Origin of the sequence: Nocardia ignorata NBRC 108230, from assembly GCF_001612905.1 — a bacterium.
GTDB classification, from domain to species: domain Bacteria; phylum Actinomycetota; class Actinomycetes; order Mycobacteriales; family Mycobacteriaceae; genus Nocardia; species Nocardia ignorata.
The window spans coordinates 416,019-429,937 of record NZ_BDBI01000002.1 but is presented as its reverse complement, the minus strand read 5'-3'; the positions used below and the strand labels follow the sequence as shown (position 1 = coordinate 429,937).

Here is a 13,919-nt window from a genome sequence, read left to right as displayed (position 1 = left end):
GGCGAATCGGTCACGTCGGCAGGGCGCCAAGCCCTGGCCCGCACTGGACCCGAGGTTTTCGCAGCGAGTGCGGTGACCGGCGACACGGTGGAGGTGGCGCCGTTCGTTCGCTACCGTGGGTGCCTGATTTGTCCGAGGGGAGATCGGGAGCGGACATGACGATGGTCGAGGTCGATTCAGCGCGCCTGCGTTCGGAGATCGCCGCCTTCTACGCCGGATTCGGCGTGCCGAACGCACTGACGGCGGCGTTCGACGAGTCGACGCTGCTGGTGCCGCTGTCCGGCCCCGAAGACCGGGTCTTCACGATGGAGTCCGGCGGGGTTGCGTGGTTGTGCGCATTCACGGGGGTACCGGAGTACGCGCGGTTCATGAGTGCTCGCGGTGTGGTCGCGGATCAGGAGTACCGGTTCCACACCTTCCTCGGTCGACGTCTGCGTGAGTTCGCCGAGGGGCAGCAGGAGCCGACCGGTGTGGCAGTCGACATGTCGGGTGCGGCGCCGATGGTATTCCCGCCGGTCGTGACGGAGGAACCATCGCCCGAGGGTGAGCGCCGCTGATGTCGGATCTGAATGTCGATCCGGCCCTGCTCACCCAGGCCGCGAACGGGATCAACGCCATCATCAGCGAGCTCAAAGAGTTCGGTATCGAGGAGACCGCTGCGACTGGGCGCGGGTTCGCGGAGTTGACGATGTCGGCGATGGAGGCAGGTAAGGCGAATGTGCAAGCCTCCTTCGAAACGTTCGCCGAACGCTGGTCGTGGGGTGTACGGGCGTTGGTTCAGTCGGGTAACGCGATCGCCGAAATTCTCGACTTGTCCGCAGGTCGTTACCACCTGATCGACGACCAGGTCTCTACCTCGTTCAAGCAGATGTTCACCCACCTCGCGGGGAATCCGCATCTGAGCAAAGCGGAGATCGAGGCGATGGACTGGGGCGAGGTGTTGTCGAACAACACCTGGAATCTCGCCACCCAAGCCGACTACAGCGCGGATTCTTTCGGCAAAGCGTTTTCGCATATGGGTGACAACGTCTCGACGTTGGGGCAGGTGGGCGAGTACCTGGTGTCCGGTGACACGCCTGATCAGAGCGGTTTGGGCAGCATGTTCCTGCCGGATACCGGTGTCGCGGCCAAGGTCGCAGAAATTCAGCAAGCAAAGCAATCCGCCGGGGGGCAGTAGCCATGGGTATCGGCGATTTCATCAATGATCTCGGTGACTCCATCGAAGAGGGTCTCGAGTCCGCGACCGAAAAGGTCGGTCAGGCCTACAACTCTGCGTTGGACACGTGGTCGGGCGCGGCGAAAGCGGTTGGTGCGGACGGGTTGTCGGAGTGGCTCGACGACGCGGGCGACAAGATCGTCGACGCCACCGGTGGCGCGGTGCCGGAGAAGGAGCTCGGCGAAACCACCGATCCGAAAGAGCTGATCCGCGGTGAGCCGGCCAAGATCCGAGAGGTTGCCGAACAACTCGGTCAGATCGGTACGGCGATAGACCAAACCGGTGACGCTCTCCGAAAGATCGATGTCTCCGACTGGACCGGTGACGCATCCACGGCATTCCACGAGGAATTCGCCAAACAGCCGAAGCTGTGGTGGGACGGCGCAGATGCGATGGGCAAGGCCAAGGGCGCCCTGGATGCCTGGGTGCACGAGGTCGAGGCCGCACAGACCAAAGCCGCCGAGGCGATCGCGAAATGGCAAGCCGCCGACAACGAGGAACGCGATCGGAAAAACGAGTGGAACGCCAAGTCCGACAAGGATCGCAAGGACAAGAGCCTGACCGACACATGGACCGCCATGCGCGACGAGGCCCGATCCATTCTCAACGGTGCTCGTACACAACGGGATAATGCGGCGAACACGGCCGTCACGGCAATTACCGCCGCCACGGAGACCGCGCCGGAAGAGCCACCTTTCCTGTCTCGTTGGGGAAGCAATTTCGAAGACCTCGGCGCGATGATGGAGCACGCTCAGGCAAATATCACGACCGGGCTGCTGACCTCGCTGACCGGCCTGGTGCAATTCGTGCGGTCGATCAATCCGTTGGATTTGTACAACGCGACGCACCCCGCCGAGTACATGTCGAAGATGTCGGACATGAGCACGGGGATGATCCTCGCGGCCGCAGACCCGAAAGCGACTGCCTCCGCGATGCTCGCCGGGTTCAAGGCGAATCCGACCGAGGCGTTGGGAGCCCTCACCGGCGATGCCCTGACGACCCTCGCGACGGGTGGCGCCGGCGGCGCCGCGAAGCTGACTGCCAGCACCGTGAACCGGGTCACCGATGTGGCTGATGCGGGCAACACCGCCCGCAACGTCCTCGACAACGCCGCCGGTGCAGGCGGGCGAAACGCGCCCGAGGCGCCATCCGCGCCTGCCCAGTCGGTTGCCGATCCCCCGGACAATCCCTCCGCACCGGCAACGAACCCCGCGGCCACTGTCGGCGATCCACCGGCAGCCAACCCGCCCGCCACGCCCGAAGCTCCCGCCGCGAACCCGGCAGGCACCTCTCCTGACGCGCCACCGACCAACCCAGCCGCGCAAGCGGGCGACCCCGCCCCCGCCAACCCCGACGGGCAATCGGGCGAGCCTGCTGTGGCGAACCCCGCTGACAACCCGTCGACCCTCACCGGCGATTCCACACCCGACAACAATGGCCCCGAGAGCGGGAAGCCGGAACCACCCGCCGCTGCGACACCGGACAACGATGCGCCCAACGAACCGGCACCGAACCCGAACAACGCTGACGAGCCGCCTGTCGGCCAACCGAAGCCGGATACAGACGAGTCGTCCCAGAGCGGCGACGACACCACGCCGGACGGAAATGACAACACTCCTCCCAAACAAGAAGGGGCACCCTCCCCCGAGGCGGACGATCCCGCTACCGTCAATGACGGCGACCCGTCCCACAGCACCGAACCCGGTGGTCAAGATGGCTCGAACAACAACGGTGATCCTCACGTTCGTTCCGAGGTAGACGCCGGTGGCGACGGCAAACCCAGTGTGGGCGAAGAGGCGGACGACGGCGGTCCCGCCAGTAACAGCACGCGCGACCAGACCTCCGAAGGCGGCGATCCGGTCAACTTGGCCACCGGCGAATTCCTCCTTCCGCTCACCGATCTCGATCTGCCCGGCGTCCTTCGGTTGGTGCTGAAACGCGCCCACCATTCCAACTACCGGTTCGGCCGTTGGTTCGGCCCTTCCTGGTCGGCGACGTTGGACATGCGCGTCGTGGTCGAAGACGAGTGCGTCACGGTCGTTTTCGACGACGGCATGCTTCTGCCTTATCCACATGCCGAGGTCGGTGTCGGTGTCGAGCCGATCACCGGTGGTCAGCGCTGGAAACTCACTCGCACGGAGACGGGTGGATACCGTCTATGGGACCCCGACCGCGAGGTGGTGTGGCACTTCGCACCCGAACCCGTGCTCGGCGGTATCGATACTCTTCTCGGCAATTTCGCGATCTCTGCGATAACCGACCGCCACCATAATCGAATCAGGTTCCACTACAACAGCAATGGTGATCCGGTAGAGGTCACCCATTCCGGTGGCTACCGTGTTCTTCTTGGTACCGACAACGGTCGCGTCACCACAATCTCTGTGGCAGACGAAGTAGCTGACACCGTTGTGCCGGTGCGTGAATTCGGGTACGAGAACGGCGAATTGACCTCGGAGGTCAACGGGGTCGGTGGAATCACCCGCTTCGCCTACGACGAACACCACCGGATGCTGTCGTGGACGGATTCCAACGGCAGCTGGGTGGTCAACACTTACGACGACGCAGGCCGCGTCATCACCCAGCGCGGCGCCGACGGTGTGTTCAACGCGGATTACGAATACCTCGAACTCGGTGACGGCACGGGTCGTCTCACCCGGCTCACCGACTCCCGTGGCGGCGTCACCGGCTACGGATTCGACAACGACCTACGCCTGCGCGACTTCCGCGCTGCCGACGGCGGCCGCCGTCATATCGACTACAACACCGCCCGTAAACCACTGCAGGTCACCGAACCCGACGGTGCGATCACCCGTTACGAGTACACCTCTGACGGTGACGTAGCAAAGATCATCCGCCCGGACGGCACCGATATCGCCGTCGAGTACGCCTATGCCAACCGTCCCACCGCCATCTCCCAGCCAGACGGCACAACCGTGCATCGAGAGTGGGACAAAGCAGGCAACCTCGTCGCCATCATCGATGCCGCCGGCGCCCGCACCGAATACAAACACCATCCCTGCGGGGCGGTCAGTGAAGTACGCGACCCGGACGGGGCCGTCACCCGTATCGACGTCGACGCGGCAGGTCTGCCGGTCACCATTACCGACCCCTACGGCGCGACTACCGAAATCCGCCGCGACCCCTTCGGCCGTCCCGTCGAGGTCACCGACCCACTGGGGCAGACGACCCGCTACGAGTGGACGCCCTTGGGTCGCCCCGCCCGGCGGATCGACCCCGACGGCTTCGCCGAAACCTGGACCTACGACGGCGAGAACAATCTCCTCACCCACACCGACCGCAACGGCGGCGTCACTCGCTACACCTACGGCGGCTTCGACAAAGTCTCCACCCGCGCCGACCCCGACGGCTCGACCACCCGCTACCTCTACAACACCGAACGCCAGCTCATCGCCGTCATCAACCCGCTCGGCCAACGCTGGACCTACGAATACGACCTCGCGGGCCGGCTGACCGCCGAAACCGACTACACCGGCGCCACCACCACATACACCCACACCATCACCGGCCGCGTCGCGACGGTCACGCCCGCCACCGGCGTCACCCGCCACCACCGCTACGACATCCTCGGCAACCTGACGTCCATCACCGCCGACACCGGCGAATTCCTCTCCTACACCCACGACCCCGCGGGCCGCGTCCTCACCGCCGTCAACGGCACCGACGAAACCATCACGCACACACTGCGATTCACCTACACCCCCACCGGCCAAGTCGCCACCCAACAACTCGACGACCAACCACCCCTGGTCAACGACTACGACCATCGCGGCCGCCGCATCCGCCGCACCACCCCCACCGGCTCCGTCACCACCTGGCGCCACAACACCCTCGGCCAGGTCACCGCCCTCCACGCCGACGACACCGAGATCTCGTTCAACCACGACCCCGCAGGCCGCCTCACCGGCTGGCGCGTCGGTGAAGTCCAAATCGACCGAACCTTCACCCTCACCGGCAACATCGCCACCCAACAAGTCACCGGCTTCCCCGCCGAAGAATTCACCCTCGACCTCGGCGACTTCGGCCCTTCGACCGCAAACCGCCCCGCCCCCTTCACCATCCGCCGCGACGACTACACCTACCGCCCCGACGGCTACCTCACCCACCACACCACCACCCGCCCCGACACACCTCCCACCCACGCCACCTACACCCTCGACCCCATAGGCCGAGTCAACACCATCACCCGCAACAACACCCTCACCGAAGCCTACGAATACGACCCCCTCTCCAACATCACCGCCAGCCTCCCCACCCCTTCACCCGACCCCGCCGAACCAGCCGCCCCCCAGCGAATGGAAGGCCGCGAATACCACAACAACCTCCTCGTCCGAGACGGCCGCAACCACTACTACTACTACGACCCCGCCGGCCGCCTCATCCGCAAAGTAACCACCCGAATCTCCCGAAAACCCGCCGTCTGGCACTACCGCTACAACGCCTTCGACCAGTTGACCGACGTGTACACACCAGAAGGTGAATGGTGGCAGTACACCTTCGACGCACTCGGCCGCCGAATCAGTAAGCAATGCACCATTGATTCCGGCACCTCGTTCAGCAGCCGCGTGGAGTACACCTACGACCGAATGAGCTTAGTCGAACAGCGGACATCGGGAACGGTGACTCAATGGCAGTACGAGCCAGGAACGTATCGACCTCTATCTCAGTGCGAGAAATCCGAACCCACGCTGGGTGCTGGCGAACTGTTCGCCGCCATTTCAGGGAAATCGGGTCTGCCGACCGAGTTGCTGATGCCAGCGAATGGCGTGATAACTGGCACAACAACCACAGATCTATGGGGAAGGACTACTTGGAACGGCCCTGCTCGGTCACCACTGAGATTCTGCGGCCAATACTATGATGCCGAAACCGGCTTGCACTTTAATTTTGCCCGTACCTACGATCCGAACTGCGGACGCTTCCTTACACCTGACCCACTTGGACTAGACCCGTCTCCCAATCCTTACAGCTATCCATACAACCCGACGCGGTGGACCGATCCGCTCGGTCTCATGCCAGATGCGGGGTGCGAAGGTGCTGACCATGCAAAAGCGAACGCGCCAGTCCTAGAGCAAGAGCACAATCATCCCAAACCAGTGAAACCCATTGATGTGCCCGCGCGGTGGGACGAATTTCTCGGTCCCGGCGAGCACACAAACCTGCATCCGCGCACCGGCCTTCCCGATCCAAACAGAGTCGTCTCAGAAGACGGAACCCGCAGCATCCGGTTCGGTAACCACGAAATGGGTAGCAAGCCAACCAAATTTCACTATCACGAAGAAACATGGACCTATAATCCCACCGCAAACGCATGGCACCTCGACAACCGAGTTGTTCGGGTGCCCTTCCCGAAGGGAGCATGGTAATGCTGGTAACCCTGCTGACCGACATGCCGACCGGCAAGTCCGGCATGGTCAGGTCACACGGCGGCGAGTGGCCCGCAGTGTGGGTTGGCACGAGCCCGGGCGTCGGTGGTGTCCAGTACGACGTGGAGATAGAGGTGGACGATGAACACTCAAAAATTGAAGTGTGTGGCTCTAATTCCCCTAGAGAGGGGATTTATCTGAAGGATGAGGGACTTAAAGTCTGTGGCACCGTCAATACCGTTTACGAGGACGGGATCATTGCCCTAGACCTCAAGCCAGGAAACCTCCTGCTTGAAATCCAAAGCCAATCCAGCGAAATGCACGTAGGCCAAGTAGTTTGCGTTTCCCCGAGTGTGATTTCCATATTTCCGACCGGCATCTGATATTGGCAGCCGTTCGGATGAACCGGGAGAACTGACGACTGGCGGCAGAGGGAGATTCCGCGGGCCGTCGGACCGGATATCCCGAAACCTTGGCAATTAATCACGACATGAGACACGCTTTTAGGGCTGGGTCCAACCCCTCCAAGCATCCGTTCGACCCTACTGGACTTCACCCGACAGGTTGAGCACGTTGAGTTAACTGATGGTTCTGGGCTAACTCTAAGTAGTTTCTGCCAAGCCCCATGTCGCCTTCAACTGATGTCTGCACATCGCCGATGGAAGCTGCGCCGCAACGACACGGACGGACTCTGGGACGAAATGCGGCGCGCAGGGCGAGTAAGCCGCAGCCTTCACTGTCGCTACTCGAGGGCAGTTGCGGAACATCCACGATTGCAACAGGATTGCCTCGCCGAGGCGATCGAGCTGCCGCTCGGCCATCGGTGCATTCATCGTCGACGCCGGTTCTGCGTTCAGCGAGACATCACTCCCCGATGGCGGTTGCTGACGGGTTGGTTGCGTCGCGGAGGATGCGGAGGGCGGTGACCAGGCCGTCGAGTTGGGTGGGGGTTAGTACGTCGATGAGCCAGGTGTCGAGGGCTGACAGGTAGTCGGGGAGGACTTCTTCGAGGCGGTGGAGGCCGGTGGGGGTTAGGGATGCGTAGGCGATGCGGCGGTCGGTGGGGTCCAGTTGGCGTTCGACGAGGTCGGACTTTGTCAGGCGGTCGACCAGGCGGGTGACTCCGCTGGTGGAGAGTTCGGTTTGGGCTGCCAGGTCGGACATGCGTAGGCGGCGCTTGGGGGATCGGCTCAGGCGGAGGAGGGCGTTGAGGTCGAGGCCGGACAGGCCGTGGGCGTGCCAGGTGGGTTCGAGCTTCGCGATGAGTCCGCTGTGCGCCTCGAAGAGCAGGCCGGAGATGGTCAGCCGGGGGTCGTAGAACAGTTCGGACATGTGAAGCACCCTAGTCGATGCTTGCCGTGGGGATTGTTGACATGAGGAATATCTCCGAGTAGACCTATGCGTACGCAATATTCCGCGCAGCAAGTATCGGAGTGGTCATGCAGAACAACTGGGTCGCCGGGTTCCGGAACGGTGTCATCAACCCCGATGAGCAGATCAAGCTCGCCGAATCACGCGAGTTCACGGACGAGACGGTGCGCCATGTCCTCCACATGGCCGGCGGTGGTACGGCGATGAGGGTGCGTCTGACCAACCGGTACGGCGCGACGCCCCTGCGCATCGGCGCCGCTCGGGTGGCGCTGCGCAAGGCCGGCTCGGCGATCGACTCCGATGCCGATCATGAGATTCGCTTCGGTGGTGAGCCGAGCGCGGTCATCGAGCCGGGTGCGGATCTCGTGAGCGATCCGATCGACCTGCCGGTTGCCGCCGGCCAAGACCTGTTGCTCAGCCTGTACCTGCCTGAATCGACGGGGTTGGCGACGTTTGCCCATCAGCCGGGCGAGATCTCCTATCTCGTCACCGGCGACCGGACCGCTGATGTGGAACTCCCCGATGCGCAGGAAGTCCCGTTCCGGTTCTTCGTCACCGGCGTGGACGTTCTCGACGCCACCCCGCCGCCGATCGCCGTGGCGTTCGGCGACTCCTGGTTCGAAGGGGTCGGCACTACAGTGAGCGCCAACCGTCGTTCCGTCGATGTCCTCAACGACCGACTCCCTCACGGATGGGTGGTCAACAACGGCATCGCGGGCAACCGGCTGACCGCAGAAGAGATCGGTGAATCCGGTATCTCACGTTTCGATTCCGATGCCATCGAGGTTCCCGGCGTTACCGACATCCTGGTGAATTTCGGCATCAACGACCTGATTCTCGGTGCGATGGGCGGGCAGCCCTCGGCGACCGCCGACGAACTGATCGCCGGTTTCACCGATCTCGCGAACCGCGCACACGCCGCGGGCCTACGCATCCACGTCGCGACCATCGGTCCCTACGCCGGCTGCGTCTATCCCGGCATGCCGCTCGTGGAGACACAGCCCACCCGTCACGCGGTCAACGAATGGCTGCGCCGGACAGACATTTTCGACTCCGTCTTCGATGTGGACCGTGCGGTGGCCGACCCCGCGCGCCCCGACTTCATCCGGCCCGAATTCGACAGCGGCGACGGTATGCACCTCAACGATGCGGGTGCCGCGGCGATGGCGCACACCGTCGACCTTGCCGCTCTCTTCCGCGCGGACTAAGGCACGGTGAGGATCGTCTTGCCCGAGGCATGCCCCGCTTGCAACGCCTGGATCGCCAACGGTGTGTCCGACAGAGCGAAACTCCGTTGGATCACCGGTCGCACCTGGCCCTGGGCGACCAGCTCGGCCAAGTAGGTCAAATCGGCGGCGGTGGGGCGCATAAGGAGTGGTTTGAGGGTTTGACGGGTGAAAAGGTTGGCGACGAGGACCGAACCGAGCCAGCGGATCGGGCCGAACCAGTTGCCGCCCGGTGCGCCTGCCGAGGAGATGAAGACACCTTCCGAGTCGAGGGCGCGGCGGCAGTCGCGGAGCTTCCGGTTGCCCGCGAGGTCGAAGATGATGTCATAGACCTCGCCGGTGGCGGCGAAATCTGTGGTGGTGTAGTCGATGACGGTGTCGGCGCCGATTTCGCGGACCATCTCGATGTGGCGCGTGCTGCAGACGGCGGTCACGTGGGCGCCGAGGGCTTTCGCTATCTGCACCGCGAAAGTTCCCACCCCGCCCGATGCGCCGTTGACGAGCACTCGGTGCCCGGGCGCGAGCTTGCCGATGTCTCGTAAGCCCTGGAGGGCGGTCATTCCAGAATCCGGCATGGCAGCGGCTGTTTCCATGTCCAGGCCGTCGGGCACGAGGGCAAACCATTTCACGTCGGCGCGGACGAACTCGGCGAACGCCCCGCTGGGTACTTCACCGAAAACCCGGTCTCCGACCTCGAATTCACTGACCTCGGCACCGACAGCAACAACCTCACCGGCGAGATTCTGGCCGATCATTCGATTCTTCGGCCTGCGCAACCCGAAGCCCACACGGAGCAAATACGGCGTGCCACTGAGTAAATGCAGGTCGCCGCTGCACAACGATGCCGCATGCACACAGACGACCACGTCCCGCTCACCGGGCACCGGCCGAGGCACGATTTCCGTGCGCAGCACTTCCCCACCACCGTAACGCGGTGCCACCCATGCCGTCATCCGCTCGGTATCCACATCGGTCATGAGCGACCCCTCCTTCGCACTTACAGCGTAAGTCGCTGACCTCAGACGCTACGCTTACGCCGTAAGTAGGTCAAGGAGGAAAACATGCCGCCACGTACCCCGCTGAGCAGGGAACGAATCCTGCGGGCGGCGATCGCCCTGGCCGATGCGGAGAGCCTCGACGCGCTGTCGATGCGCAAGCTCGCCAAGGCTCTCGGCGTCGAAGCCATGTCGCTGTACAACCATGTCGCCCACAAGGAGGACATCCTCGACGGGCTCATCGACCTGGTGGTCGAGGAGATCTACGTGCCCGAGGCGGGTGGTGACTGGCAGGAAGAACTACGCCGTCGCGCGATTTCGGCCCATGAGGTCCTGCTCCGGCACCGATGGGCCACCGGCCTGCTTGGCTCCCGGGTGAATGTCGGCCCCGCGATGCTGCGCTATGTCGAAGCGACCCTGGCCTGCCTGATCGCTGCGGGCTTCACCTACGAACAAGCCGACCGGGCCTGGAACGCCCTCGACAGCCACATCTACGGCTTCACGCTCCAAGCCGTCAATTTCCCCCTCGATCCCTCCGAATACGCTTCGTCCGCAGAGGAATTCCTTCCGCTCATCCCCACCGAAACGCATCCGCACATGCACACTCTGGCCTCGCTCGTCATCGACGGAAAACATTCGGGTACAGCTGATTTCACCTTCGGTTTGAATCTGCTTCTCGAAGGACTCGCCGGCCTGCTCCGTCGCTGACAACCCGGATCCACCCCGACGATCGCCGGGGTGGATCGCCGAATTCATCGTGTAGCAGCGGGCTTCCAGATCCTGCTGCGCAGATCCACACCACGAATGACCTGCACCCGCCACGGCGTCAACCGCAGCACATGCAACCGCGGATCACTCGGTGAGTGCCAGAAGGCGCCGAGGTTGTAACCGGCGCCGCGTGGGCTCGTCTTGCGATACAGGCGCCACACATGAGCTTTGACGTCCACGTCGTCGACCCATTCGGCGTGCGCGTCGACCGCGACGGAGTTGTTCCTCGGCTCCCAGTACGAAAAGCTGGTGTACGGGTTGCCCGCGATGTGGGCTGCCTTGACCCGGGTCTTGAAGGTGGCCAGCCAGCCGAGCGGTTGCCCGTCGACCACCTCCCAGACGGGAATGAGCACCCGCGTCCGTGGCCGGTTCTTCGCGTCGACGGTGACCATGGTCGCCGAGACGATGGCGCCCACGTAGGCGTTGAATTCCTCCTCGATCGCGGCGAAGGAGTCCACTGTGATCGTCATGCGGTCACCCGCACCGGCGAGCGAAGACCGAAGACCATGACCAGCGCACCGAGACCCGCGGCGACCATCGGCACCAGCAACGCCGTCCGGTAACCGTCCAGAATCGCGCTCGGCGCCGTGGCCGCCCCGATCGCTGCGGTGCTGACCGCGGTGACGATCGCCAGGCCGAGGCCCGCGCCGAACTGGAACGAGGTGTTGAGCAGCCCACCGGCCAGGCCCTGTTCCTCCTCGACGACACCGTCGGTGGCGGCGATCGTCAGCGGCCCGTAGACCAGCGCGAAGGCCAGGCCGAGCAGAATCATGCTGGGGAACATGGCGACGTAGGTCCAGTCGAGACCGATCGGCTGGAACAGTGCGTAGGCCAGCAGGGCGGTGAGCAGGCCGCCGAAGATCACCCGGACATTGCCGAACCGGTTGACCAGCCACGGTGTGAGCGTCGGCGCGAGGACGGCATCGATGCCGATGGCCAGCAGGGCCAGACCGGTCTGCAGCGGCGACCAGCCACGCAACTGCTGCAGGTACAGCACCGCGATGAACTGGAAGGCGAAGAACGAACCGGAGAACAGGATCGCGGTGAGATTGGCGCGCACCAGCGGGCCCGACGCGAGAATGCCGAGCCGCACCAGCGGCGAACGCGAGCGCTGCTCCGTGAGCACGAACACCGTGAGCAATACCGCGCTGATCACCAACATGGCGATGGTCTGCACCGCGCCGACATGGGTCGACCGCTCCACCGCGAGGACGAGCAGCAACACGGCGCCGGTGACGCTCACCGCACCGGTCACGTCGAAACCGCCCGAAGAACGCTCGGCCGGTTCGTCTTTCGGTACCAGCACGATAGCTGCGGCCAGCACGGCGGCCGTCAGGAAGACCGGCGCGATGAAGACCCATCGCCAGTCGATCGAGGTCAGCAGACCACCGACGACCAGGCCGAGCGAGAACCCGGCCGCGGCCGTCCCGGCGTAGACGAGCAGCGCTTTGTTACGCAACCGGCCCTCGGGAAAGCTGGTGGTGATGATGGACAGACCCGCCGGGGTGAGGAACGCCGCGGCGATGCCCTTCACCAGCCGGGACAGGATCAGCACCCAGCCGTCGGCGGCGAAGGCACCGAGGCCGGAGAAGACCAGGAACATCGCCAGCCAGAACAGGAACATCCGGCGCCTGCCCAGCAGGTCGGCGGCCCGTCCGCCCATCAGCATGAAACCGCCGTACCCGAGCACATAGGCGCTCACCACCCATTGCAGTTCGCCGGTTGTCATCCCCAGGTCGGCCTGAATCGCGGGGAGCGCGACGCCCATCATCGACACATCCACGCCTTCGAGGAAGATCGCCGCGCACAAGACGAGCAACATCCCCCACACGCGACCGCTCATGCGGTCGCTGTCGGCTTCTAACAGAACCATTTCCATCCGTTCCTCGACACCCCGCCACCCTGGGACGGGTGGCAGGAATCAAGCTTCGAGCAGCGGTGATGCCGGGAACAACGGTAAAGTTCTAACGCGTCGGTTAGGCAGACTAACCGATCATGGAGGGTGGTAGATGGACTGGCAGGAGCTCGAGGCTTTCCGGATTCTCGCGCAGGAGTTGCATTTCGGGCGGACCGCCGAGCGGCTGCACCTGTCGCGTGGCCGGGTGAGCCAGCTGATCAAAACGCTCGAGCACCGCATCGGCGCGCCGCTGTTCGACCGCACCAGCCGCCGGGTCTCGCTCACACCGATCGGCAGGCGTCTGTTCGCCGATCTGGAACCGCATCACCTCGGCATCGTGGCATCGCTCGCGCGGGCCACCGACGCCGCACGCGGTATCGGCGGCACCCTGGCAGCCGGGTTCTCCAGTCCCCTGGCCGGCGAGGCGATCCTGCGGATCGCGGACGCGTTCCGCACCGACCATCCCGACTGCGAGGTGGTGGTCTGTGAGGTTCAGCTGTCGGATCGCTACGGCCCGTTACGCGCAGGCGCCCTCGATCTGGCTCTCATCGAATTCCCGGTGGACGAACCGGATCTCGTCTCCGGGCCCGCGATCTTCTTCGACCAGCGGGTCCTCGCCGTGTCGGCCGGACATCGGCTGGCCGACCGCGACGCGGTGAGCGTCGAGGATCTGAAGGGCGAAACCAGCATCACGATCGCTGGTCTGCCGCAGTACTTCCTGGACGCGTTCATTCCGTCGCCATCGGACGGCACCCGACCGATCGAGGCCGCCACGTCGTGGCAGGAACTGCTCACACTGGTCGCGGCGGATCGCGGTGTCGCGGTATGCGCGGCACAGGGCGCCGACTACTACGCCCGCCCCACGATCACGTATCTCCCGTTCACCGACACAGCCCCGGTCGCCTACGGACTCGTCTGGCGCAGCAGCGGCGAAACAGCCATGGTCCGGGCCTTCACCCAGACCGCCGTCGCGACCTCGAAAACCGTGCGCTGACGCCACTCCGAGCAAGATCATCACGCTCTGGTGGCGGCCGCCTCTCGGCAAACGCCGCCACCAGAGCG

The 13,919-nt window shown here is 64.2% G+C and carries 11 protein-coding genes; 7 read left to right on the top strand and 4 right to left on the bottom strand.

The window, feature by feature from the left end:
• The first annotated feature begins 155 nt into the window (after window positions 1–155).
• Genes NI2_RS02200 through NI2_RS02185 form a run of 4 tightly spaced genes read left to right on the top strand, consistent with a single transcriptional unit; the run spans window position 156 to window position 6,983 of the window.
• The gene (locus NI2_RS02200; RefSeq protein ID WP_243749758.1) at window positions 156–557 is read left to right on the top strand and encodes a hypothetical protein; all 402 of its coding nucleotides are present in this window, start codon (window positions 156–158) and stop codon (window positions 555–557) included.
• Complete coding sequence (locus NI2_RS02195) at window positions 557–1,177, top strand: hypothetical protein (RefSeq protein ID WP_067485307.1); 621 nt, start codon at window positions 557–559, stop codon at window positions 1,175–1,177. The genes NI2_RS02200 and NI2_RS02195 overlap by 1 nt, the downstream gene beginning before the upstream one ends.
• A 2-nt stretch (window positions 1,178–1,179) precedes the next feature.
• Window positions 1,180–6,600: a putative T7SS-secreted protein gene (locus NI2_RS35515; protein WP_067485304.1), complete on the top strand. Its 5,421-nt coding sequence runs from the start codon at window positions 1,180–1,182 to the stop codon at window positions 6,598–6,600.
• Complete coding sequence (locus NI2_RS02185; RefSeq protein WP_067485301.1) at window positions 6,600–6,983, top strand: hypothetical protein; 384 nt, start codon at window positions 6,600–6,602, stop codon at window positions 6,981–6,983. Before NI2_RS35515 ends, NI2_RS02185 begins: the two co-directional genes overlap by 1 nt.
• Before the next feature lie 481 nt (window positions 6,984–7,464).
• Here NI2_RS02185 and NI2_RS02180 read toward each other — a convergent pair whose 3' ends face one another.
• On the bottom strand, window positions 7,465–7,932 hold the full coding sequence (locus NI2_RS02180) for a MarR family winged helix-turn-helix transcriptional regulator (protein WP_067485298.1): 468 nt from the start codon (window positions 7,930–7,932) through the stop codon (window positions 7,465–7,467).
• 107 nt (window positions 7,933–8,039) lie between these two features.
• Between NI2_RS02180 and NI2_RS02175 the strand changes: the two genes are divergently transcribed.
• Window positions 8,040–9,179 carry a GDSL-type esterase/lipase family protein gene (locus NI2_RS02175; RefSeq protein ID WP_067485897.1) on the top strand — a complete coding sequence of 380 codons (1,140 nt, stop codon included), beginning with the start codon at window positions 8,040–8,042 and terminating at the stop codon, window positions 9,177–9,179.
• On the opposite strand, the gene NI2_RS02170 is transcribed toward NI2_RS02175, so the two are convergent.
• The gene (locus NI2_RS02170; RefSeq protein ID WP_243749759.1) at window positions 9,176–10,174 is read right to left on the bottom strand and encodes an NAD(P)-dependent alcohol dehydrogenase; all 999 of its coding nucleotides are present in this window, start codon (window positions 10,172–10,174) and stop codon (window positions 9,176–9,178) included. The genes NI2_RS02175 and NI2_RS02170 overlap by 4 nt on opposite strands.
• An 84-nt stretch (window positions 10,175–10,258) precedes the next feature.
• Here NI2_RS02170 and NI2_RS02165 point away from each other — a divergent pair, with 84 nt between their 5' ends.
• Window positions 10,259–10,900 carry a TetR/AcrR family transcriptional regulator C-terminal domain-containing protein gene (locus NI2_RS02165; protein ID WP_084475785.1) on the top strand — a complete coding sequence of 214 codons (642 nt, stop codon included), beginning with the start codon at window positions 10,259–10,261 and terminating at the stop codon, window positions 10,898–10,900.
• 44 nt (window positions 10,901–10,944) lie between these two features.
• Here the strand turns inward: NI2_RS02165 and NI2_RS02160 are convergent, their stop codons facing one another.
• Complete coding sequence (locus NI2_RS02160; protein ID WP_067485295.1) at window positions 10,945–11,430, bottom strand: pyridoxamine 5'-phosphate oxidase family protein; 486 nt, start codon at window positions 11,428–11,430, stop codon at window positions 10,945–10,947.
• Window positions 11,427–12,833, bottom strand: a complete 1,407-nt coding sequence (locus NI2_RS02155; protein ID WP_243749760.1) for an MFS transporter — start codon at window positions 12,831–12,833, stop codon at window positions 11,427–11,429. The genes NI2_RS02160 and NI2_RS02155 overlap by 4 nt, the downstream gene beginning before the upstream one ends.
• Before the next feature lie 136 nt (window positions 12,834–12,969).
• Between NI2_RS02155 and NI2_RS02150 the strand changes: the two genes are divergently transcribed.
• The gene (locus NI2_RS02150) at window positions 12,970–13,851 is read left to right on the top strand and encodes a LysR family transcriptional regulator (protein ID WP_067485288.1); all 882 of its coding nucleotides are present in this window, start codon (window positions 12,970–12,972) and stop codon (window positions 13,849–13,851) included.
• Window positions 13,852–13,919: the final 68 nt, after the last annotated feature.